Here is a 22,595-nt window from a genome sequence, read left to right on the forward strand (position 1 = left end):
AAAAACATGGCAACACCGTTGTCACTCATTAGGAGTGCCCATGTCTGAAATTATTATGAATCAAGAAACCTTAGAGCCTCAGGTTCCAAGTGTATTACCACTTTTAGCGTTACGTGATGTGGTGGTGTATCCACACATGCAAATCGCGCTATTTGTAGGTCGTGAAAAATCGATCAATGCAGTTGATGTGGCTCGTAACAGTGACAATCTAGTATTTGTAGTTGCTCAAAAAGATTCTCTTTCAGAAGAAATTGATCACGACAACTTATATCAATACGGTACTGTCGCGAAGATTGTGCAAGTTGTGAATCATGAAAATGATGAAAACTGTATAAAAGTATTAATTGAAGGCTTGCATCGTTCAAAGCTAGAAAAAATCATTGATGAAAATGATTATCTAACCGCAGAACATGCGCTTAGCCCAATGTCAGTCCACATTGACGAAACAACGCAAGAAACACGTGTTCAAGAATTACGTGCTCTGTTTGCTCAATATGCTGAAGCAAAACTGCGTAATGCACGTGAACTGATTGCTGCTGCGAACAAGATTGACGATTTACTCCAATTGTTATTCTTCGTAGCGACCCGTGTTCCACTGAATATTGATGTGAAGCAAAAATTCCTCGAACACGATGAGTTTGAAGCACATCTACAAGAACTGATGACGTATTTATTGCAACAATCTGAAGAACAACAGATTGAGCAAACTTTACATGACTCAGTGAAGCGTCAAATGGAGAAAAATCAACGCGAATACTTCCTCAATGAAAAGATGAAGGTCATTCAGCGTGAGCTTTCTGACATGAATGGTGGTGCGGAAGATGACGTTGCAGAAATTGAAAAACGTCTTGCTGAAGCTGATTTACCTGAACATGTGCGTAAAAAAGCTGAAAGCGAATTCCGCAAACTCAAAGCAATGCAACCTGCGTCTAGTGAAGCGGCTGTGGTGCGCAATTATATCGAGGCTATCTTAGATACGCCTTGGAATAAAGCCAGCAAAGTCAGCATTAACTTAAGCAAAGCGCAAGAAATTCTCGATGCCGATCATTACGGCTTAGATGACGTGAAAGATCGTATTGTGGAATATCTCGCAGTTCAATCGCGCGTGAAAAAACTCAAAGGTCCGATTCTATGTTTAGTCGGTCCTCCGGGCGTTGGTAAAACCTCACTGGGTGAATCGGTTGCGAAAGCGACAGGTCGTGAGTTTGTGCGTATGGCACTCGGCGGCGTACGTGACGAAGCGGAAATCCGTGGTCACCGTCGTACCTATATCGGTGCGATGCCAGGTAAAATTGTGCAGTCGTTAACGAAAGTTGGCGTGAAGAACCCTTTGTTCTTGCTCGATGAAATCGACAAGATGGCACAAGACTACCGCGGCGACCCTGCTTCTGCGTTGCTTGAAGTACTTGATCCATCACAGAACAGCAAATTTAACGATCACTATTTAGATCTTGATCTGGACTTGTCTGAAGTGATGTTCATCTGTACTGCGAACAGCATGAATATTCCTGAAGCATTGCTTGACCGTATGGAAGTGATTCGTCTACCGGGGTATACCGAAGATGAAAAAGTGAATATTGCTGAGCGTTACCTTGTTCCGAAAGCAATGAAGAACAATGGTTTACGTGCGAAAGAATTGACTGTTCATGAAGAAGCGATTCGTGACATCGTACAACGTTATACACGTGAAGCCGGTGTGCGTAGCTTAGAGCGTGAAGTCTCTAAAATTGCCCGTAAAGTTGTAAAAGAAGCGGTCAGCAAGAAGGCGAAAAACCTACAAGTCGACGTGACTTCGGCTAACCTTCCAGACTACTTAGGTCCACATAAATTTGACTTTGGTATGGCGGAAGACGAAGCCCAAGTCGGTCGCGTAAACGGTTTAGCGTGGACTTCAGTCGGTGGTGAGTTGTTGACCATTGAAGTTGCTGCTGTGAAAGGTAAAGGTAAATTCATCACCACAGGTTCACTCGGTGACGTGATGAAAGAATCCATTACCGCAGCTATGACTGTCGTGCGTACCCGTGCAGATGAATTAGGTATCGAATCGACCCGCTTTGAAGAAACGGATGTTCACGTCCACTTACCAGAAGGTGCAACACCAAAAGATGGCCCTTCTGCAGGTTTAGCGTTAACAACTGCATTGGTTTCTGCTTTCACAGGCATCCCAATTCGTCCAGATATTGCCATGACAGGTGAAACCAGTCTCGGTGGTCGTGCAATGCGCATTGGTGGCTTGAAAGAGAAACTATTGGCTGCACATCGTGGTGGAATTAAGCTGGTCTTCATTCCTCAAGACAACGTCCGTGATTTATCTGAAATCCCAGACAATGTTAAAGAAGGTTTAGAGATTAAAGCAGTGAAATCGATTGATGAGATTTTACCACTGGCGTTGACCTCTATGCCTGAGCCTTTGGTCAAAGCACCAATAGTGAAAGTGGTCGATGAAGGCAAAAAAGCTGCACGCCACTAATTCCGCATCGTAAAAAAGAGAGCTTCGGCTCTCTTTTTTATTACAATTTACTGTAGATAACACCACACATCTTTATGCTTTTATTTCCTACAATAATTTGATCAAGGGATACATGTAGGACAACTAAAATGAAAAACCCGATTGGCTGGTTTGAAATTTATGTGGATGACTTATCTCGTGCCAAACAATTTTATGAATCTGTTTTTAATATTCAATTAACTGAATTAACCCCACCAGCAGATGATAATTCACTGCAAATGTGGGCTTTCCCCTCAGACATGCAAGCCTATGGTGCTTCAGGTGCACTGGTGAAAATGCCAGGCCTATCCGCAGGAGGAAACAGTACCTTAATCTATTTTTCATGTGACGATTGTGCGAATGAAGCGAGCCGACTTGTTGAGTCTGGTGGAAAAATTCATGAAGCAAAAACGGCCATTGGTGAATATGGTTTTATTGTGCTGGCCTTTGATAGCGAAGGAAATATGATTGGCCTACATTCCATGACGTGAAATGAATCTACCCATTTTCGCTTAGTTGGTTTGAATTTTTGTATTAAACCTTTTCCTCTATCATGACTCAGACTTGAAAAATCGATAAAAAGCCCGATATAAATAATAAGAACAGATACGCGCTGTATGTTTCTTTTTATTGATGATTTGAAATTGCATGGTCATCTGATTCTCCAGACGGATGACCTTTTATCGCAGTTCTCGCTACTTGGGAACTGCGTTTTTTATGGCTCAAAATACATTAAGGTTTCAATAAATGCTGTACCAGCCCATCGATCACATTCGCCATTTTGGTCAAATTCAACGTCGCTAAGCGGTCTGCTTTGGTATGGTAGTGACCATTTCGATAAAATGCGGTATCGGTAATCATGACTGCGGGGATATCAAACTCCCAATAATTCAAATGATCTGAAAAATCAAAAGCGTTGGCAAAGCTTGGAGCAACCAAACGCTGACACTCCAACTGATCAAGTTGCTGCATCGCTGTACAATAGCCTGCGCCTAAGTCACGTGAGCTCACGTTACTCACTGTCGCAATAAAATTACCATGGGTTGGATAAATCCACTTTAAGCCCACAGGATAGCTTTGGATGGGTTGTTCGCTAAAGAATCCGATCATTTCTAAAATATACACACCTTTAATCTTATCTTTTTGTGACTGAACCGATTTCGCATGCACATAGCTGCCCATTTGTTCAGTTTTAGAAAACGGTGGTTCTTCTAAACTATAGAACACGAAGTCCACATTGTTAGGCAGTTTAGACTTTTGCTCTGCCAAAATACGCGCCGTTTCAATTACCCCTGCAACGCCAGAGGCATTGTCATCTGCACCATCTTGATCGCCAAAGACGTCATAATGTGCCCCAACAATCACGCGGTCTGCCCGTCCGACGTTTAAACTACACACTACATTTCGGTAAATTTGCTGATTGGCCGTAAAGTTTTGATAGTGACACGGAACGCCCAATAAGCGCATTTGTTCTTTGATCCATGCAGAGACACGGTTCAGTTCATCAAGGTTTTTATAGTTACGTGCTTTGCCCTGACCAATCACTTGCTCCAAATAAACTTGTAGATTTTGTTCATCAGCCATTTTGACGTTGCTTGCAAACACCTGCCCTGTGAAAGTACCCAGTACAACAATCAACAAAAAAGCCTGTTTTTTTAAAGTTTTGAGCCACATTGTTATTATTCCAAGTATTTCTTATTCCTCTCATCTGTTGAATTAAGCAACATTAGTTCAGTGAATTCAATTGCATTTTGTTTCGTCTCACTGCAAAGCCTTGCTTTCACCGTTATAATGGATCGTCTCCTTATACATGACCCATTATGAAAATCCGTATTCTGACCATTGGTCAAAAAATGCCTGCATGGGTACTGACTGGTTTTGAAGATTATTTCAAACGTATTCAACCCTTTGTGCAAACGCAGATTATTGAACTGCCAATGGCAAAGCGCGGTAAAAATGATTCAGAAGCAGATATTTTAAAATACCGTCAAATTGAAGGTGATAGCATTTTAAATGCAATGAAAGGCAACGAAGTGCTGATTGCTTTAGAAGTCGGTGGCCGTGAGTTTAGCACCGAAAAACTGGCAGAAACCATGAAAGGATGGATGCTTGAGGGCAATGATATTGTACTGGCAATTGGTGGGCCTGACGGTCACTCTGAAGCAGTACGTAAAGCAGCTGCTTGGCATTGGTCTTTATCCAAACTGACCTTACCTCACCCGATGGTTCGCGTGATGCTGATTGAACAGCTCTACCGTGCGATGAGTATTAACCATAATCACCCTTATCATCGTGCAGGTTAAGCTCAAGCAATGTTCCATTTTTGGAACAATACGTTGATATTTCCCCCATTACACAGATGATGAGAATCTGACAAAATTCTTTTCATCCTCTCCTATTAGGCTTTCACAATGAACTTACAAACGCTACCCGGCTTATTCATTTCTCATGGCTCACCCATGCTTGCGTTGAATCCAGAGCAAGTTGGGCCTGCGTTACATCGTTTGGGTCTAAACTTACCGACACCACAAGCAATTGTGATTATGTCCGCTCACTGGGAAAGTAACTCACTTGAAGTAAGTACTGGAGTCCGTCCTGAGACATGGCATGACTTTCGAGGCTTTCCTGCTGAGCTTTATGACATTCGCTACCCAGCACCTGGTCAGCCTGTTTTAGCCGAAGAAATTCTACATTTATTGGCAGAAGCGGGTTTTTCAGCTCATGCAAACAGTACTCGTCCGCGTGATCATGGCGTTTGGATGCCTTTACTCCATATGTATCCAGATGCAGACATCCCTGTGGTGGAAATTTCACTCCCGATGAATCTGTCGGCAGAGGAGATTTATAAAATTGGACAAACCCTTGCGCCACTACGCGAGCAGCAGGTCTTGCTCATTGGCTCAGGGAGTATTACCCATAACTTAGCCGAGTTGTCTTGGCATGGTCAGTCACAAACGGTACCTGAGTGGGCGTCGACGTTTCGTAATCATGTGGTCGCGAAACTTAGCCATCAGGACTTTGACGCCATTTTAGACTGGGAATCGATTCCTTTTGTCCGTCGTAACCACCCAACCTTAGAACACTTTGCCCCAATATTTTTTGCGATGGGTACAGGTCATCGTTTTAATATTGTACATAGCAGTTTTACCATGGGTGCACTGGGCATGGACATTTACCGTTTCGATTAATGTATAAATCTTACTTATATGTTAACAAAAAAATATTTATGGATACATTTTGAAACCCAAAAGAACCGAATGTATCCATTCTTTTAAAAAGAAGATCGGATATCATGTATCTTGTTATTTTAAATCAAGAACTTGTAACCCATGAAATTAAAATATTTAGCGATTGCCCTTTTCCCACTCGCACTGGCTGCTTGCCAATCATCTGATATTCAAAAAGTAGGAGATTTGGCTGTGTCTGTACTACAACAACAAAATGCAGATCAAACACTCGCAAACTACCATTGGAGTGCGAACACCGTGGATGCGCCTAAACCTTTGGTTTTAAACTTTGACAAACAAGCAGGTCGTTTAGGCATTACAACCAGTTGTAACGGTATGGGTACCAGTTGGAAAGTTGAGAATAATCAAATCGTGACGGGTAACCTGATGGCGACTCAAATGGCATGTGAACCAAAAGCCATGGCTCAAGAAGGCGTTGCAGCAGATTTATTTGACAACCGTAAGGCACCGTTTGTTTTAAACCTAAATGATCCTGATGCACCAACACTAACCGTGGTATCGGCAAAAGGTGAAAAAATTGTATTCACAGGTAAGCAAACTGCTGAATCGAAATATCAAAGCCAAGGTGAAACTGTTTTCTTAGAAATTTCACCTGAAACTAAAACATGTTCTGCAGGTGTTGCCCGTATGGAATGCCTACAAGTTCGTGAAGTTAAATATGCTGAAAATGGCGTAAAAACACAGGTCGATAAAGACTGGACGTTATTCTATAACCACATTGATGGCTTCACTCACAATCCGAAAGAACGTCAAATCGTACGTGTTAAACGTTTTGAAATTGCCAACCCTGCGGCTGACCAGTCAAAATATGCTTATGTTCAAGACATGATTATTGAACGTGAAGCGGTAAAAGGCGCATTGTAATCGTTCAATGACCTAGAAAAAAACCGAGGCCTCAAGCCTCGGTTTTTTTATTGGGTATTTATCTAAGTGTACAAAACTTAGAATACGCCTTGAGCAAGCATTGCATCTGCAACTTTTACAAAGCCTGCAATGTTGGCACCATTTACATAGTTCACAGTACCGTCTGCTTGTGTACCGTATTTCACACAGTTACGGTGAATTTCTTTCATGATCGCATGTAAGCGCTCATCGACTTCTTCAAAAGTCCAACCCAAACGCAAAGCATTTTGTGACATTTCTAGGCCAGAGGTCGCAACACCACCGGCGTTCGAAGCTTTACCTGGTGCGTATAAAATTTTCGCTTCAACGAATTTTTCGACTGCATCTAAAGTAGAAGGCATGTTCGCTCCTTCAGCGACACAAATAACTCCATTTGCAAGGAGTACTTCAGCATCCGCCTGATCTAACTCATTTTGAGTTGCGCATGGCAGTGCAATATCACATGGAATAGACCATGGACGCTGCCCTTCTAAGTATTCAAAGCCATGCTTAGACGCAAACTCAGAAATACGACCGCGCTTTACATTTTTCAGTTCCATTACTTCAGCCAGTAAAGCATCGGTAAAGCCTGCTTTCACATATACGGTACCCGCAGAGTCAGACAATGAAACGACTTTTGCACCTAGGTACATTGCTTTTTCAGCAGCATATTGTGCTACGTTACCCGAACCAGAAATCGTGACTGTTTTACCTTGGAAGCAGTCGCCACGGGTTTTCAGCATTTCTTCAGCAAAATACACTGTGCCGTAGCCCGTTGCTTCAGGACGCGCCAAAGAACCACCAAAGGTTAAACCCTTACCCGTAAACACAGATGAAGTGTCATTACTCAGCTTCTTCATCATGCCAGCCATATAACCCACTTCACGGCCACCCACGCCAATATCACCCGCAGGGATATCCGTATTTGAACCTAGGTGACGGTATAGCTCAATCATTAGGGCTTGGCAAAAACGCATAATTTCGCCTTCGGACTTCCCTTTAGGATCAAAGTCTGAACCGCCTTTACCTCCACCCATTGGAAGTGTCGTTAACGCATTTTTAAAAGTTTGTTCAAAGCCTAAAAATTTTAGGATCGATAAATTCACCGATGGGTGAAAACGCATACCGCCTTTAAATGGACCAATTGCCGAGTTGTATTGAACACGGAAAGCACGGTTTACATGGGTTTGACCTTGATCATCCACCCATGAAACACGGAATTGAATCGCACGCTCTGGCTCAACCAAACGCTCGAGCAAACCGTGATCTGCATAACGAGGATTTTTTTCAATGAACGGCCAAAGGCTGGTCATGACTTCCTCTACCGCTTGTAGAAACTCGGGTTGATGTTCATCACGTGTTTTCACGTAATCTAAAAACTCATTAAGGCTGTTATATTTCAACGCTTAATCCTCAGCAGAAAATGGATCAAAATTGGTCAAATTTTATAAACAATGTTAAATTTTGGCGCAAACAATTAAATATCTTTTACCAACAATTCACAACACATTTCTATAAAAAAACATATTTATCATTTATATAACAATTATTTATATAAAATATACCTAGAAATTAGTTATAAAAAAACACCAATGAAAACACAGGCTTAAAATCTTTTTTTGCTCAAAAATGATGCAGTTAATGAACCATTTTAGAACACAGGATTAATCAAAAAAAACATGGTAAAATTCAGTGATCTACCTATTTCTTCTAATATCTCTGCAAATTCATCTGCAGGATTGGTTTACGCATGAATTCGCACATTTCCCTGATCCAAAATATCGATGCTCTCCTTCCCCAAACCCAATGTGGACTCTGCGGACATCGTGATGGATGTCTGCCTTATGCCCAAGCCATCAGCGAAGGTGAAGTAGCCAATAAATGTGTACCTGGCGGGCAGCCTGTAGCCGATGCATTGGCTCAGTTGCTAAACAGGCCAGAATTAATTGCAGAAGAAAGTGTTTGGCCTATTCAAGCCGATGGCCGCCCACAGAGAATGAAAGCAATCATTCGTGAGGATGAATGCATTGGTTGTACCAAATGTATTAGTGCCTGTCCTGTAGATGCCATTATTGGCTCAGGTAAACTTATGCACAGTATTTTGACTGATCTGTGTACAGGCTGTGAACTGTGTATCCCACCTTGTCCTGTCGACTGTATTGACCTTATTCCAGATGTAGACGGCATACCAACGGAAATCTTGCGCAAAGCTGAGCAAGATGATTTAAGACAACGCTATTACGCACATATTCAACGTGAAGAAAAACAGCGCCTACACCGTAAAGGCCCAGTGGTTCGCGCGGAAATTGATACGGCTTTATTTGCCCAGTTTTCAGCACAGAACGATGCTGTACCTGATATTCAGATCATTGAAAAAGAACCAGAAATGGCAGCAAAGCTCGATGCAAAATCCACCATTGAGCTGGCGAAATTACGCGTACAAATTAAAAAATTAGAAAAGCAGCTTAGTGTTCGTGAAGATGCAAAAAAACGTCTGTTGTTAGATGACTTAACCCAACAGCTTAAACAGTTACAGGGAGTTTAAAACATGCTAACGACAAGCGGAAAACCTGTAAAAAACATGACCAAAAAGCAAATCCAAATCTTTTTTGAACGTTTACGTGCGCAACGCCCAAATCCCAAAACTGAATTGAATTATTCGAGTCCTTTTGAGCTGTTGGTGGCTGTAACCTTGTCTGCTCAGGCGACAGATGTGAGTGTCAACAAAGCCACAGATAAACTCTTTCCAGTTGCCAATACACCTGAAACGATTTATGCCTTAGGTGTAGATGGTTTAAAAACCTATATTAAAACCATAGGCTTATATAATGCAAAGGCTGAGAATGTGATCAAAGCCTGTAAAATACTGATTGAAAAACATAACAGCATCGTGCCAAACAACCGTGTCGATTTAGAAGCTTTGCCCGGCGTAGGACGGAAAACAGCCAATGTGGTGTTAAATACTGCTTTTGGACAACCGACGATGGCGGTCGATACGCATATTTTTCGTTTAGGCAATCGTACGGGATTAGCTGTCGGCAAAAATGTGCTTGAAGTCGAACACCGTTTAGTGAAAGTCATTCCGAAAGAATTTATTGTCGACTCGCATCATTGGCTCATTTTACATGGTCGATACTGCTGTATCGCGCGCAAACCAAAATGCCATGAGTGCATCGTTTCAGATGTGTGTAACTGGCCAGATCGTTTTGAATTTGGCGCAGCACGTATTTCCACAATGACCATAGAAACTGAACACTAAAGTTCAGTTTTTTATTTTTGATTGGATTTATCTTTTAAGTCTTGCTGCAACTTCGGATGTAACTGACGTTCTGGCTGATTCTTCGACATTTTTTCTTGTTTACTGACATCGCGTAGCATTTTTACGCTGATATAAAACAAACCCACCAATACCGCCGCAGCAACAATAATTAAAACAATGATTCCAACTTGTGCCACACGCGACTCCATTTTTAGAGGATCAAGAAAAAGAGCCCTAATATGACTTAGAGCTCTTTCAATGTCAAAACATTGCCATGTTTAAAACATGCAATTATTTGTCTTGATCAAGAATCGCAAACAAATCTGCTTGTACTTCGTCAATTGGACGTAAGCCATTCAACTTGTCATAGGTTGGTGCATTTTCACCAGACGCTGCGCGACCTTGGTAGAAACCAACCAACTGTTCAGTTTCAGTGTGGTATGAACCTAAACGTTTACGAATTGTTGCTTCTTGGTCATCAGGACGTTGTACCAGCTCTTCACCAGTTTCGTCGTCCTTACCTTCCACTTTAGGTGGGTTGTAAACGATGTGATAAACACGGCCCGATGCAGGGTGCTGACGGCGACCAGAAAGACGTTGTACGATTTCTTCGTCAGGAACATCAATTTCAATCACGTGATCAATGTTGATACCTTCATTTTCAAGCGCTTCGGCTTGAGGAATTGTACGAGGGAAACCATCAAAGATACAGCCATTTACACAGTCAGGTTGCGCAATACGTTCTTTCACTAAACCAATGATCAGTTCATCAGATACAAGACCACCATTGTCCATCACGCTTTTAGCTTGTAGACCGAGTTCAGTTCCTTCACGAATTGCAGCACGGAGCATATCACCGGTTGAAATTTGTGGGACATTGTAGCGCTTACAGATCAACTGAGCTTGTGTACCTTTACCTGCTCCAGGTGGTCCGAGTAAGATAATGCGCATAAAAAAACATCCTCATTTAAACAATATATTTGACACTTTATACATGCCGACAAATTCGACATATTTTTAGCATCTAATTATAAGAAAGCTACAAACAAATGTATTGTACCCGCAATGAAGCCTGTTACCCCACCCAATAAAATCAAAATCCATTCATCTTCCTGAAATGCAGGACGTAATAAGTTTTGAAATTCTTTCGGCGTTAGCTCCCGAATACGGTCTCTAAACATTTGATAGATTTTCTGTGCACGGCTCGCATTGAACGCTGGGTCGCATACAGGCACCATCGTAATTTCAATTGAACGATCAATCAAGTCCGTCTTCAGTTTTGCGTATTCACGTGGACCTAAAGACAGCTGCAAAGACGTTCTCACCAATGGTGTTTCCATGATTTCATTAATATGACGTTTGACAATACGACGCGTCTTGTCTTTTTTATTGCCATACATCATTTCGGTCATGATGGATTTTAACGTAATCAGGTCTTCTGTGACTACACTTGCAAACACATCAGATACTTCTTCTTGGCGCTTCATGAAAGCGCCTTGCACATTATAAGTCCCAATGCGTGGAATCACAGGCTTAATCCATGGAAACTTACGATCTTTTGTTAATTCAGTCAGTTGTAAGTATCGAACATAGTGTGGCTCAATTGGATTAAACACCATCCAAATCGCAATCCAGTTGGTTAAGAAGCCCCATACCGCGGCCCAGAATGGCACGGTCCAATGCCATGGCACCACAAACCAAACAATCATTTGAAAGATACCAAAGAACATCCCAATGAGGGCACTAATATGCCAAATAAAGTTGATTTCTTTCTGACCCACTTTCAAGAACATACGCACCATTAGTCTGCGGTCACCTTCCATTTGGCTGACCACCATATCGCGCATATCTACAAGTGACTCGACGTTCATGGTCAGTTCGGTCACTAATTCTCTGAGCACAGCCGGAAGCTGTTTGTGTGCCTGCGCATAAATTCGACGCTTAATCGAGTAAGGTAAGTTTTCCCAAAGTACTGCATTGCGGTCAATCATGACTTCATCAATCAGGTGCTCAAGTTCAAAACCAACTTGCTCACCAATGATTCGCGCCATATCCTCAGGATCCATTGCGTCTAAAAATTCACGCAAAGAACCAAGCTTAGATAAGGTGTTATCCGTAATAATGCCTGAAATACGACCCGCTTTTCTGGGCACAATACCCTGCCAACCCACAGGCAAAGGTCCAATATGAAAACCCCAAAAAGTAATCGGGTAAAAGACCATTTTCAAGGCCATCCAAACGTGCGCCCAAGTCACAAAAGCAGTCACAGGAATAATGCTGAGTACAGCCCAAAAATCGGGTCGATTCAAAAAGGTTTGCCACAACTGATTGACGTACTCAAGCATGCATAACTTCCATATTTAATTTTATTAACTGAATTATATAGCGTTTTAAAAAAGATATTGTGTCTACAAACCGAAACTTAGAGTATAGGAAAATTGTAGTCTCGGTTCGGTTTCTGCAACCACATAGCCGGATTTGGCTTCAAGTTTTTCCCCTGCACCAATCCCCACACTGAAAGTGCTGATTCGTTCAGGACTCAGTAACACATAAGCAAGATCTACACCACCACCAAGGCGAGATTCGTACTCGCCATCTACTTTCTTGCTGTCAATATGCCCTGCGTAAACACCGAGATAATAACCATTTTTATCTTTACCAGTAAAATGCACAGGAAATCTAAACCCCAGTTGACCACCTACAGGGTAATCATCATTGATAAACACCCCAGCTTTTGCGTATACAATGCCATAAGGATTGACCCATTCCAGATTGGTGTGCAGTAATTTCTGCGTTACACCAGCCCCTACATTCCACGTTTGAGCACTGCCAGCAGGAATTTTCGCATCTGGCAAAAAGGAATTATCTTGAGCGTAGGCTACGTTTGCACAGGCAACAAGTGCCAACACCGGATAAATTCTTGTCATTATTGTCACCATTATCCGTAATGTTATTTTAGTAATTGGTCCCTTTTTACAGGATTTTGACTGTAGCAGAATTTATAAAACACTTATATACAGCAATTTATATTTTTCATGTCTATAAAGTCAAAATTTAGGCAAAAATGAAAAGCAGAAGCAGCGATAACAAATATCAAAACAGTGTGACATGCGTTAGAATAGCGCGCAGGTATTTTCCTCTTTGTCCATGTGTTTAAGTCGATTTGGTATGAAACAGCACTTTCCTTTAAAAAATGTCCAACAAGAAAAGCGCATTTTTCGAAATCGTACCTTTATCTCCATGGGTATTGTGGTTTTCTTCTTGCTGATTTTAGTCACTCGCTACGCCTATTTGCAGTTGGTTCAATTTGACGAGTTTTCAACGGCATCCGATCAAAACCGTATTCGCCTACAACCTTTAGCCCCTGCGCGTGGTTATATCTATGACCGTAATGGTGTGCTGTTGGCGGACAACTATCCTGTCTTTACCGCGACGATGAGTCGAGCGGATGTGACGGATATTGATGCCACGATTGAGCGTTTAACCCCAATCTTAGAACTCACACCAGATGATATTGAACGCTTTAACAGTCGTATTAAAGCCTCACGTAAAACTGAACGCGTTTCCATTAAACTTAATCTCAATGAAAACGATATTGCTCGCTTTAGCGAAGTTAAATATCAATTCCCTGGGGTGAATATCGAAACTCAGATGACGCGCTACTATCCACACGGTGAGCTATTTGCCCATGTGATTGGTTATGTGGGTCGAATTAACGATAAAGAATTAAAAAGCATCAATAAAGATTTGTATGCGGGCACTAACCTGATTGGTAAAATTGGGGTAGAAAACTCCTATGAAGATTTACTACATGGTGTGCCAGGAAATGAGTCGGTCGAAGCCGATGCACACGGTAACGTACTACGTCATTTAGGTCGCAAAGAACCCGTTCGTGGGAATGACTTATATCTTTCACTCGATTATGGCTTGCAAACGGTTGCCTCAGAGCAGCTTGCAGGTCGTCGTGGTGCAATCGTGGCGATGGATCCTCGTACAGGTGAAATCCTCGCCTTGGTCTCAAGTCCAAGTTTTAATCCTAACCTGTTTGTCACAGGGATTAGCCATACCGACTATAGTGGTTTACGCGATAACCTCGATCAACCGCTATATAACCGTGCTGTGCAAGGCGCTTACCCACCTGGCTCGACTATTAAACCGATGTTTGGTTTAGGTGGTATTCATTATGGCTTAATTGATTGGGGCACGGCCATTTCCGATCATGGCTATTTCACACTTCCGGGCGATTCGCATAAATTCCGCGACTGGAAAAAATCAGGACACGGCGTAGTCAACTTGCATAAATCACAAGTAGTCTCTTGTGATACCTTCTTCTACATTCTGTCGTTCCGTATGGGCATTGAAAAAATGAACACATGGATGCGCCAGTTTGGCTTTGGTGAAAAAACTGGTGTGGATTTACCAAGTGAAAGTACAGGTCTTTACCCCAACCCAGAATGGAAAATGCGTACCCGTGATGCCAAGTGGCTCAAAGGGGAAACCATTTCAGTGAGTATTGGACAAGGTGCTTTTACTGCGACCCCACTACAACTGGCTATGGCAACAGCCATTACCGCCAACCATGGTTCACATGTGATTCCGCATGTTTTACAAACCAGTAAAGGTGCAAAACCACATAAAGACTTAAATGCGCCTGATGGCAGAATCCAGTTCAATGGCACGGACCAAGATTGGATACAAATGCGTGATGCCATGGTCGATGTCATTGAAACAGGGACTGGACGTGGCATTCGTACGCCAATGTATAAAATTGCAGGTAAAACCGGTACTGCACAGGTCAAAAGTATTGCCCAAGGTAAACGCTACAATGAAGCCCTGCTGACCGAACGTCAATTAGACCACGGTTTATTCGTGGGCTTTGCACCTGCGGAAAACCCTGAAATTGCGATTGCAGTAGTGTGGGAAAATGGTCGTCATGGTGGTTCTGCGGCACAGCTGGCTCGTCCGATCTTAGACTACTGGCTGCTCACACGTCATAAAAACCCAATTCGTCCACAAAACCATCAAATTAGTGGCGGCTTGATGACAGCGGGGATTAAACCGGGTGAATTACCAAGTGGTAGCACTCCACCAGCGACCACAACTGGGACAAGTACGGCAGCACCAACCAGTACTTCAAATACAGCACCCGCATCAACGGCAGCAAATACCAGCCGTTCAGCTACACCACCTTCTGTACCTGTGGAGTCAGACTAACTATGAAAAATCAACTCCGCATCATTGGAGGGGACTGGAAACGTCGCCAACTGCCTTTTGCTAGTATTGAGGGTTTACGCCCTACGCCCGATCGCGTACGTGAAACTTTGTTTAATTGGCTCATGTGGGATGTGCAAAATACCAATGTTTTGGATATTTGTGCAGGTTCGGGTGCATTGGCATTTGAAGCCTTATCTCGTGGTGCATCAAAGGTAGTAATGATTGAACCTGACCGCAGTCAAGCACAGTTTTTAACGCAAAACTTGGAACTCCTTAAAGTTCCTAAGTCTCGTGCCCAGTTAAAAGTAGCGACTGCACAGCAAACATTACTCACCTTAAATGAACAGTTTGATTTGGTCTTTTTAGACCCTCCGTACAGCCTAGAGCTATGGGAAGAACTGGCCCTCTTGGCGGATCCACTGATTCAAAATAATGGCTATATTTATGTAGAAGCCGATCGGGATTTGAATCTATTAAAACTTCCAGCATCGTGGGTGCAAGTGAAGAGCACCAAAGCTGGGACTGTACGTGCAGGTTTATATCAAAAGAAAGTGGTGGTTTCCCCATAATCTAGACACTTTTACGCCCTTTTGATTTACACCATCACGAAAGAAATTGCTCTTAGTGCATATTAGTGTGGTTCTGAGCTACGCTATGTATAAAGATCAATATACATATTCAAAATCAAGCTAAGGCTTCAGTCAGTTTTCACGTCTAAAAACTATGTACATCAAACGAAAAATCGTACACTCGCTAAAATTTTAAATATATCGCATATGACTTGGTTGATCTTTATCTTAGGTGCAATGGTGGCGGGTTTTGTACAGGGGCTCACAGGCTTTGCATTTGCCTTAATCGCCATGTCATTTTGGGTCTGGATCTTGGCACCTCAGCTCGCAGCGCCCTTGGTGGTGTTCGCCTCAGTCTGGAGTCACCTAATTTCCTTAAAGTCAGAATCTGCCTTTCAACTTGATAAAAGCCTCGTTGCACCTTATATCATTGCAGGTCTAATTGGCGTTCCATTGGGAACCTATCTGTTAGACATCATTCAAGCATCTACCTTTAAACTGGTTCTAGGGATCTTTCTGATTCTTTGGTGTCCATTGATGCTACTTAACCCCCAAATTCGCTTCATTCAAAACTCTGGAAAATACGCCGATAGTAGTATTGGTTTTCTTGGGGGTGTATTGGGAGGGTTGGGAGGCTTTTGTGGCTCACTGCCTTCGGCTTGGGTCATGTTAAAGAACCTTCCTAAAGAGCAACAACGCTCAATTTTAAGGCATTTTAATTTCGCCATTCAGCTATTCACCCTGCTCACCTATCTGCTTCGCGGAAATTTAAACTTACAACATTTACCCTATATAGGCATCTTACTTTTGAGTGTGAGCCTACCGGCCATGCTCGGCGCTCAATTGTTTTATAAAATTTCTGAACGGCAGTTCAAACATACAGTACTGGGCTTATTGTTTAGTTCAGGTTGTTTTCTATGTATCAGCTACCGCTTTCTATAGCACCATAAGACCTGAATCTAAACCTTGGCAATGGCTTGGGTCAGCAATTGTGTGTTTTGTGTCAAAATAGGCTTATCTTTAAACAGCTTGGCACTACTGGACTTCCCCCAACTTCACAAATCTTTATACAATTGGCGCACCTTTAAACCCACCGCTCACCATATATGAAACTGCCTCTTGCACTACTGAGTTTTTGCTTTATCAGTGCTTGCTCCATAAGCTCATCCAAAGAAATAAAACAAGCCGAAAAACTTCTCCAATCTTTTGACTGCCAAAATATAGAGCGCGATCAGGCAGACCATAGCAGCATGACCAGTTATCATGAACAAGTGCTTGCTAGCAGCAAACAAAAAGCCCGATCCTATGTAGAAAGCTATCAACAGGGCGATCAAATTTTTGACCTACCACTGCCTGAAGTGATTGAAACACAACTACAAAGTTATACGGCCGCATGCCAGTCGCTAGGTGGGGTGTTACCTAATCCCCAACAAAGTCCTTAAATACGATTAGCAATAAAAAGACAGCTCGAAAGCTGTCTTTTTTAATTTCATATAGCTCAAATTTGAACTTAAGGCGCAGTTGAGTCGTTGTGATAGCGAGTATCGACACTGAAATCTTGAGGAAATTTAGCAGAAATTTGCGCATAAAATGCCATAATTTCAGCCATATCTTTTTCATAGTCCCCAGTAGGATAAATAATTTTACCCACCCCAGTTTTTTTCTTCGCATAATCCATATAGGCCAACGCAATTGGAACACCTGCGCTGACTGCAACATGGTAAAAACCTGTTTTCCACTGTTCCTGCTTGGCACGTGTCCCTTCAGGGGTGACCAACATCACCAACTTAGGGTGTTCTTTAAAAAGATCACTCATGAGTTGTACCATACTTGGACGTGGTTCACCTTCATGCTTCGGACGACGGTCAATACCTATCCCGCCCATTGCACGAACAAATGGCCCAAATGGCAGTTTCATATAGCTGTCTTTAATAGTGATACGGACATGCACACCTAAGGCTTTTAATGCCAAACGAGCGTACAGCGCATCCCAGTTGCTGGTATGTGGTGCTGCAATCATCACACATTGATCGATATTCAAATCCCAATGATTATCAATCTGCCACCCCATTAAGGCTAAACTTTGTTCTGCAAGCTTTTCGAACACAAAAAATACCACATTACTGAAAATCCGCGCCGATTCTAGCAATGCTGCTGCTCAAATACACGGCGAGACGATCAATAAAACAACAATTAATCTATAAACGTATATTTTATTTAATTCCAAATATTTCAGGAAAAAACAAGACCTTCGAGATAAAAGCCGAAAATACGTGAATAGTATTCTTTATTAAAGATACAGACGCACTCACAGATCTTCACAGTTTCATTTCCAGCACTACTGTAAGGTAAAACTAAACAATGAATATCGGGTGCTGTATATGCAAAAGACTGTTTTAGCACTATGCCTATCTTTCACAATGTTAACTGCATGCTCAAAGCCAAATGAAAACAATCCTCCACCAGATCACAATGTCACAGCATCTATGGACGACAGTGCTAGTGCAAGTGTGTTGTTAGATACACCAGACACAGCAAATGCCTTAGATTGGGTAGGCACATATCAAGGGGTTCTACCCTGTCATGATTGTTCTGGGATCGACACTGAACTTGAGCTGACCTTAGATCATCATTTCGTACTGAAACAAAAAATTTTAGGCAAATCGAATCAGAATTATGTCAATGAAGTGAAAGGTTCATTTCAATTTTTGAATGGCTCTGATCAACTGATTCAGCTCGATTCATCAGGCGACAGCCGTATTTATTCTATTGGTGCGCAATTTATTGAAATGCGTGGTGATAAAGGCCAAAAACTGGATATGCCTGAGTTAAATTTAACTTTAACCAAAAAGTTGGATTAATAGTTTAGATTTACTTGATAGTACTTCGAACTTTTTCTTTTAAAAATCCAATGAAAAGTTTGAGGCGATCAAGGTAGCCGAACTTCTTCAACTACCTTGATAATAGGACTTATTTCTTTTGAGAAAGTAAATTTTCAACCAATTTACTAAAGTCAAGCGTAGTCGCTTTTTGTACCGGTGGATAATCCATCAGAGACTTAATATGTTCTCCAAGCAATGCTTCTACAGGTTCACCTAGCCATAGTTTTTTCTGAGTAATTTCAGAGCGATCTGTTGTGCTATCAAATGACTCAAACGGATCCTGACGAAGGTTAAATACCAACGGAATTTTTTGCTTTTGATAGCCATCATAATAGGTTTCACTGGTTTCTAAATGAATCTTCCACTGATTAATTCGAACCGCGCGAAGGGTGGATTCATGATAGTACAAGAAATTATTACGTTTACTTTCAGCAGACTTACCTGTCCAATAATCCAGATTATTTAGACCATCAATATATTGTTTACGATTGGTTTTCATATCTTCCACAACATTTGCATTCCCTGCAACAGTTGCCAAAGTTGTGAACAGGTCCATATTGGCTTGAATCCCTGTTTTCACCTGACCAGCAGGAATATGCCCCGGCCAACGGATCATCATTGGAACGCGAACGCCTCCTTCATAGGTTGTCATTTTTTCACCACGAAACGGTGTCGTTCCGCCTTGATTTTTGGCACTGTGCTCAGGGCCATTATCAGTGGTATAAACAATGATGGTGTTATCCAACACGCCCATCTTCTTCATTGCATCCAAGACTTGACCGACTTGCATGTCGTGTTCAATCATACCGCTACCATACATATCTTCTTCTGAGGTGGCATTCGCAGCTAAATAACGATGAGAGTCTCGCAAATGCGTAAACATATGCATACGACTTGGATTTAACCACACAAAAAATGGCTTATCCGCACTTTTACTGCGCTTCATAAAGTTAAGACTGGCTGCAACGAATTCATCATCCACTGTTTCCATGCGCTTGCTCGAAAGTTCACCAGTATCTTTACATTTTTGCTTGCCCATTTTACCAAAACGAGGATCTGTCGTTTCATCATCGGTAGTTGATGAATAACAATGTAGAACACCACGTGTGCCAAATTTTTTACGGAATTCAGGATCTTTTGGGTAATCAAATTGCTCAAACGTATCTTCGGTATTGAGATGATACAAGTTCCCAAAAAACTCATCAAAGCCATGAACCGTTGGCAGGTGTTCATTACGGTCACCTAAATGATTTTTACCAAACTGACCACTCATATAACCCAATGGTTTGAGTACTTCAGCAAGTGTTGGTGTTTCTGGTTTAATCCCTAAAAGTGAGCCTGGACGTCCTACCGTGGTGAGACCAGAACGAATAGGATATTGTCCCGTAATAAAAGATGCACGACCTGCGGTTGAACTTGGCTGCGCATAGTGATCGGTAAACATAATGCCTTCTTTGGCAATCCGATCAATATTCGGTGTCTTATACCCCATAACACCATGACTGTAGGCACTGACGTTCTGCCAGCCTACATCATCGGACATAATCACCAAAATATTGGGTGGTTTCGCCATGAGTGCTGTTGAAAGTAAAGTACCTCCAAGCATAGCAATCGAACGTGAAATCATTTTCTTACGCATAAAAATTTCCTTTTTAAATTTACAAAATCCATTTTTGCTAGTGCAAAAACTAAAGCGGAAACACTTCAAAACCTTGGTTAGGTTTTAAATGAGCACCCGATTTTTTAAATATATCCTCACCAACTCAACTAATTTTTTAAACGTTGAGCAATTTCAACTTTGGATGTGGTTGCAGTATGAAAAAATGTCTTAAGACCTGAACATAGATAATGCAGCCCTGCTTCTCCATCTGGAGTCTTTAAAAAACGGTCTTTGGGACAGTCACCCCAACAATATTGAAGATATGGACATTTTTTACAGTACTCAGGCAGTGACTTCGATTTGGCATATGCAAATTTCTTTTGTCGCTCAGAAAAAACTAAATCGCCTTGGTGAATCTCGTGAATGTTGCCCAATTTGTATTCGGGATAAACAAAATGATCACAAGAAAAGAGGTCACCATTGTGTTCGACCGCCAAAGATTTCCCGCAAATTTGACCCGACACACATTTCTGCGCCCCATAGCCAAACATCATTGACACCATGTTTTCAAACTGGTCGATAAAGACCTGCCCAAAGTCTTTCTCTAGCCATTCTTTCCACACAATTGAAAGGAATGTGCCCCAATCATCGGCAGCAATCGACCAGTCTGTCACTACAGAATCTGAGTTGCCCGGCTGCGCTGCTGAACTGCCCAATTTAGGTAAATCTTGAGGATTCCAATGGCCTGGTGCTGTCTGCTGAAACTGGGCACTTTCCATTCCTGGAATCAGTTGAATCATGCGCGGTCGTACCTGATCTCGAATAAAACGATAAACCTCTAACGGCCGTTTCGCATTATCGCGGTTCACCACACATAAGGCATTAAACGGAACTTGATACTGGCGCAATAACGCAGCAGCCTGCATGACTTTGGCATGCGTCGGTTTTCCACCTTTGTTATAGCGATGGATATCATGCAACTTGGCAGGCCCATCTATGGATAAACCCACCAAAAAATCATGCTGTTTTAAAAATGTGCTCCAATCCTCATCCAGTAACGTGCCATTGGTTTGTAAATCATTTTCAATACGCTGATGAGGTTTGGTATATTTTTTTTGCAGCTCAACCACCCGCTGGAAAAACTCTAACCCCATAAGTGTAGGCTCACCACCCTGCCAACTAAAAACCACTTCATTGCCCGTTTGCGCTTCGATATATTGCTTAATATGTAACTCAAGCATCGACTCAGACATACGCGGAACTTTTGGTTGCTGTAACATGTCTTGTTTATGCAAATAGAAGCAATAACTACAATCTAAGTTGCACTGTGCCCCAGTGGGTTTGATCATCACGTGATAGCGATAGGTTTGTCCCTGCACTTGCAGGTTTCTTAAAGGCGTAGATTCAGCTTGTATAGGTATCATTCGCATTTTTAGAGTCCTCAATTTTTATTCAGCGTTCAGGCACAAATTAACAACTGTACAAAACCATGTACACAAGTCATTCTGCGAAAAGAGATTCGAGAGTTTCATTTCATTCATTGCATGACGTCTGCTGAAGACCCAAGCCATTTGGTATTCTGAATAGATTAACCCGAGTGACTGTTGCCGCTAAACATGCAACATGAAGGCTACTATTAGATGACCTTGCGGATATGTTGATAATTTCAATGTTTTATAATTCATTCTCTTCTTGTCCCTAAGCTTAATTTTCATTAGCAAAGCCACTGTGTAAGAGTAAAAATCAACAGCCAATTCCAATTTTGGCATACTGAAAAATACTGACCCATCTCACACAGTTGCATTGCTTGGTAGAGCACGTTATCAAACTTTGAAAATAGAAAAACCACTCAAAAGAATGGTAATTGCATTTTTTATGCTCTCTTTTTATTAAAGCTTTCTTCGGATGCAGATCATGTTCTAAAACTTATTATTCTTTAGTGGGCCCATGATGAATAAGCTCATAAAAGTAGGTTTTCTAATTTATTTTCTTAAAACTTATTCGAGAAATATATAGATATCCTTAGATTGCACAGCAGCTATATGAACTTAATGTAAAATTGATATTGAGATGTGTTCAATCATGAATGTACTTGCTCAATTTAACAGAGAATGTTTTGAAATTGTCAATAATCAGGGGTGTCTATTTGTTCGAGGCTTTGTTGCACAAAGCCGCCTAATACCAGAACAATAAGAGAATAGGAAAAATCCTATATCCTACTCAATTCAGGCAGTTCAGCTCAATCCACTTTGAATAATTGATAGTAGCGTAAAAAATTCATACCAATACAATACCTCGAAAAGGATGTTTTGTTAAAGATGTTCATTCAAAGTGGTTTTTTTATAAAACATATTGCTAGTAAGCCCAAAAAGTAATTGTAAAGATTATTATCAAGATCATAAAAAACATAGATACTTTAATGTAATTCCATAGTTTTTTATGGTGATCTATAA

General features: G+C 41.6%; 21 protein-coding genes. 12 read left to right on the top strand and 9 right to left on the bottom strand.

All coding sequences use genetic code 11. The annotated features are described in order from the left end of the window. Positions 1-40: 40 nt before the first annotated feature. Both lon and GVX98_RS08695 read left to right on the top strand, forming a co-directional pair. Complete coding sequence (gene lon, locus GVX98_RS08690) at positions 41-2,470, top strand: endopeptidase La (RefSeq protein ID WP_159127828.1); 2,430 nt, start codon at positions 41-43, stop codon at positions 2,468-2,470. Between the two features lie 128 nt (positions 2,471-2,598). Beyond that, entirely contained in the window at positions 2,599-2,979 is a 381-nt protein-coding gene (locus tag GVX98_RS08695; RefSeq protein WP_004980894.1) for a VOC family protein, read from the top strand. Between the two features lie 241 nt (positions 2,980-3,220). Here GVX98_RS08695 and GVX98_RS08700 read toward each other — a convergent pair whose 3' ends face one another. After that, positions 3,221-4,162 carry a M28 family peptidase gene (locus tag GVX98_RS08700; protein WP_159127829.1) on the bottom strand — a complete coding sequence of 314 codons (942 nt, stop codon included), beginning with the start codon at positions 4,160-4,162 and terminating at the stop codon, positions 3,221-3,223. Between the two features lie 146 nt (positions 4,163-4,308). Between GVX98_RS08700 and rlmH the strand changes: the two genes are divergently transcribed. The 3 genes from rlmH (at position 4,309) to GVX98_RS08715 (ending at position 6,600) form a co-directional block, all read left to right on the top strand. Continuing rightward, a complete protein-coding gene (gene rlmH / locus GVX98_RS08705; protein ID WP_004980899.1) occupies positions 4,309-4,791 on the top strand; it encodes a 23S rRNA (pseudouridine(1915)-N(3))-methyltransferase RlmH in 483 nt (160 codons plus the stop codon). Positions 4,792-4,899: 108 nt separating this feature from the next. Further along, entirely contained in the window at positions 4,900-5,676 is a 777-nt protein-coding gene (locus GVX98_RS08710) for a dioxygenase (RefSeq protein ID WP_159127830.1), read from the top strand. A gap of 141 nt (positions 5,677-5,817) precedes the next feature. Continuing rightward, positions 5,818-6,600, top strand: a complete 783-nt coding sequence (locus GVX98_RS08715; RefSeq protein ID WP_159127831.1) for an META and DUF4377 domain-containing protein — start codon at positions 5,818-5,820, stop codon at positions 6,598-6,600. A 77-nt stretch (positions 6,601-6,677) separates the two neighbouring features. Here GVX98_RS08715 and gdhA read toward each other — a convergent pair whose 3' ends face one another. Continuing rightward, entirely contained in the window at positions 6,678-8,021 is a 1,344-nt protein-coding gene (gdhA, locus tag GVX98_RS08720) for an NADP-specific glutamate dehydrogenase (protein ID WP_004980905.1), read from the bottom strand. 347 nt (positions 8,022-8,368) lie between these two features. On the opposite strand from gdhA, the gene GVX98_RS08725 reads away from it, so the two are divergent. Beyond that, on the top strand, positions 8,369-9,163 hold the full coding sequence (locus tag GVX98_RS08725; RefSeq protein ID WP_159127832.1) for an RnfABCDGE type electron transport complex subunit B: 795 nt from the start codon (positions 8,369-8,371) through the stop codon (positions 9,161-9,163). 3 nt (positions 9,164-9,166) lie between these two features. Further along, positions 9,167-9,877 carry an endonuclease III gene (nth, locus tag GVX98_RS08730; protein WP_159127833.1) on the top strand — a complete coding sequence of 237 codons (711 nt, stop codon included), beginning with the start codon at positions 9,167-9,169 and terminating at the stop codon, positions 9,875-9,877. Between the two features lie 11 nt (positions 9,878-9,888). Here nth and GVX98_RS08735 read toward each other — a convergent pair whose 3' ends face one another. From GVX98_RS08735 to GVX98_RS08750, 4 genes are all read right to left on the bottom strand, one after another. Further along, positions 9,889-10,086 carry a hypothetical protein gene (locus tag GVX98_RS08735; RefSeq protein ID WP_159127834.1) on the bottom strand — a complete coding sequence of 66 codons (198 nt, stop codon included), beginning with the start codon at positions 10,084-10,086 and terminating at the stop codon, positions 9,889-9,891. 82 nt (positions 10,087-10,168) lie between these two features. Continuing rightward, the gene (gene adk, locus GVX98_RS08740) at positions 10,169-10,828 is read right to left on the bottom strand and encodes an adenylate kinase (protein WP_004980915.1); all 660 of its coding nucleotides are present in this window, start codon (positions 10,826-10,828) and stop codon (positions 10,169-10,171) included. Positions 10,829-10,905: 77 nt separating this feature from the next. After that, entirely contained in the window at positions 10,906-12,222 is a 1,317-nt protein-coding gene (locus GVX98_RS08745; RefSeq protein WP_004694304.1) for a hypothetical protein, read from the bottom strand. 63 nt (positions 12,223-12,285) lie between these two features. After that, on the bottom strand, positions 12,286-12,804 hold the full coding sequence (locus GVX98_RS08750) for a hypothetical protein (RefSeq protein ID WP_159127835.1): 519 nt from the start codon (positions 12,802-12,804) through the stop codon (positions 12,286-12,288). Positions 12,805-13,045: 241 nt separating this feature from the next. Here GVX98_RS08750 and mrdA point away from each other — a divergent pair, with 241 nt between their 5' ends. The 4 genes from mrdA to GVX98_RS08770 all read left to right on the top strand — a co-directional run bounded on the left by mrdA (position 13,046) and on the right by GVX98_RS08770 (position 17,102). After that, on the top strand, positions 13,046-15,091 hold the full coding sequence (gene mrdA, locus GVX98_RS08755; RefSeq protein ID WP_035326902.1) for a penicillin-binding protein 2: 2,046 nt from the start codon (positions 13,046-13,048) through the stop codon (positions 15,089-15,091). A 2-nt stretch (positions 15,092-15,093) separates the two neighbouring features. Continuing rightward, positions 15,094-15,660, top strand: a complete 567-nt coding sequence (rsmD, locus tag GVX98_RS08760) for a 16S rRNA (guanine(966)-N(2))-methyltransferase RsmD (RefSeq protein WP_004980922.1) — start codon at positions 15,094-15,096, stop codon at positions 15,658-15,660. 207 nt (positions 15,661-15,867) lie between these two features. Beyond that, the gene (locus tag GVX98_RS08765) at positions 15,868-16,602 is read left to right on the top strand and encodes a sulfite exporter TauE/SafE family protein (protein WP_004980925.1); all 735 of its coding nucleotides are present in this window, start codon (positions 15,868-15,870) and stop codon (positions 16,600-16,602) included. 164 nt (positions 16,603-16,766) lie between these two features. Further along, on the top strand, positions 16,767-17,102 hold the full coding sequence (locus GVX98_RS08770; RefSeq protein WP_159127836.1) for a hypothetical protein: 336 nt from the start codon (positions 16,767-16,769) through the stop codon (positions 17,100-17,102). Between the two features lie 68 nt (positions 17,103-17,170). Here the strand turns inward: GVX98_RS08770 and GVX98_RS08775 are convergent, their stop codons facing one another. Continuing rightward, the gene (locus tag GVX98_RS08775; RefSeq protein ID WP_171503312.1) at positions 17,171-17,767 is read right to left on the bottom strand and encodes a 1-acyl-sn-glycerol-3-phosphate acyltransferase; all 597 of its coding nucleotides are present in this window, start codon (positions 17,765-17,767) and stop codon (positions 17,171-17,173) included. Between the two features lie 274 nt (positions 17,768-18,041). Here GVX98_RS08775 and GVX98_RS08780 point away from each other — a divergent pair, with 274 nt between their 5' ends. Next, the gene (locus tag GVX98_RS08780) at positions 18,042-18,521 is read left to right on the top strand and encodes a copper resistance protein NlpE (RefSeq protein ID WP_004980933.1); all 480 of its coding nucleotides are present in this window, start codon (positions 18,042-18,044) and stop codon (positions 18,519-18,521) included. 109 nt (positions 18,522-18,630) lie between these two features. On the opposite strand, the gene GVX98_RS08785 is transcribed toward GVX98_RS08780, so the two are convergent. Further along, positions 18,631-20,181 (bottom strand): arylsulfatase, encoded by a 1,551-nt coding sequence (locus GVX98_RS08785; RefSeq protein ID WP_171503313.1) that lies wholly within the window; start codon positions 20,179-20,181, stop codon positions 18,631-18,633. Positions 20,182-20,309: 128 nt separating this feature from the next. Further along, the gene (locus GVX98_RS08790) at positions 20,310-21,572 is read right to left on the bottom strand and encodes an anaerobic sulfatase maturase (protein WP_159127837.1); all 1,263 of its coding nucleotides are present in this window, start codon (positions 21,570-21,572) and stop codon (positions 20,310-20,312) included. Positions 21,573-22,595: the final 1,023 nt, after the last annotated feature.

Origin of the sequence: Acinetobacter sp. 8I-beige, assembly GCF_902505955.1 — a bacterium.
GTDB lineage: Bacteria > Pseudomonadota > Gammaproteobacteria > Pseudomonadales > Moraxellaceae > Acinetobacter > Acinetobacter johnsonii.

Bases quoted from the DNA above. Each gene is read 5' to 3' on its own strand.
- GVX98_RS08780 (WP_004980933.1), top strand. From the start codon at position 18,042: ATGCAAAAGACTGTTTTAGCACTATGCCTATCTTTCACAATGTTAACT.
- mrdA (WP_035326902.1), top strand. From the start codon at position 13,046: ATGAAACAGCACTTTCCTTTAAAAAATGTCCAACAAGAAAAGCGCATT.
- GVX98_RS08710 (WP_159127830.1), top strand. From the start codon at position 4,900: ATGAACTTACAAACGCTACCCGGCTTATTCATTTCTCATGGCTCACCC.
- GVX98_RS08770 (WP_159127836.1), top strand. From the start codon at position 16,767: ATGAAACTGCCTCTTGCACTACTGAGTTTTTGCTTTATCAGTGCTTGC.
- GVX98_RS08725 (WP_159127832.1), top strand. From the start codon at position 8,369: ATGAATTCGCACATTTCCCTGATCCAAAATATCGATGCTCTCCTTCCC.
- GVX98_RS08715 (WP_159127831.1), top strand. From the start codon at position 5,818: ATGAAATTAAAATATTTAGCGATTGCCCTTTTCCCACTCGCACTGGCT.
- GVX98_RS08785 (WP_171503313.1), bottom strand. From the start codon at position 20,181: ATGCGTAAGAAAATGATTTCACGTTCGATTGCTATGCTTGGAGGTACT.
- GVX98_RS08735 (WP_159127834.1), bottom strand. From the start codon at position 10,086: ATGGAGTCGCGTGTGGCACAAGTTGGAATCATTGTTTTAATTATTGTT.
- lon (WP_159127828.1), top strand. From the start codon at position 41: ATGTCTGAAATTATTATGAATCAAGAAACCTTAGAGCCTCAGGTTCCA.
- GVX98_RS08790 (WP_159127837.1), bottom strand. From the start codon at position 21,572: ATGCGAATGATACCTATACAAGCTGAATCTACGCCTTTAAGAAACCTG.
- GVX98_RS08745 (WP_004694304.1), bottom strand. From the start codon at position 12,222: ATGCTTGAGTACGTCAATCAGTTGTGGCAAACCTTTTTGAATCGACCC.
- rsmD (WP_004980922.1), top strand. From the start codon at position 15,094: ATGAAAAATCAACTCCGCATCATTGGAGGGGACTGGAAACGTCGCCAA.
- GVX98_RS08765 (WP_004980925.1), top strand. From the start codon at position 15,868: ATGACTTGGTTGATCTTTATCTTAGGTGCAATGGTGGCGGGTTTTGTA.
- GVX98_RS08750 (WP_159127835.1), bottom strand. From the start codon at position 12,804: ATGACAAGAATTTATCCGGTGTTGGCACTTGTTGCCTGTGCAAACGTA.
- nth (WP_159127833.1), top strand. From the start codon at position 9,167: ATGCTAACGACAAGCGGAAAACCTGTAAAAAACATGACCAAAAAGCAA.
- GVX98_RS08695 (WP_004980894.1), top strand. From the start codon at position 2,599: ATGAAAAACCCGATTGGCTGGTTTGAAATTTATGTGGATGACTTATCT.
- GVX98_RS08700 (WP_159127829.1), bottom strand. From the start codon at position 4,162: ATGTGGCTCAAAACTTTAAAAAAACAGGCTTTTTTGTTGATTGTTGTA.
- adk (WP_004980915.1), bottom strand. From the start codon at position 10,828: ATGCGCATTATCTTACTCGGACCACCTGGAGCAGGTAAAGGTACACAA.
- rlmH (WP_004980899.1), top strand. From the start codon at position 4,309: ATGAAAATCCGTATTCTGACCATTGGTCAAAAAATGCCTGCATGGGTA.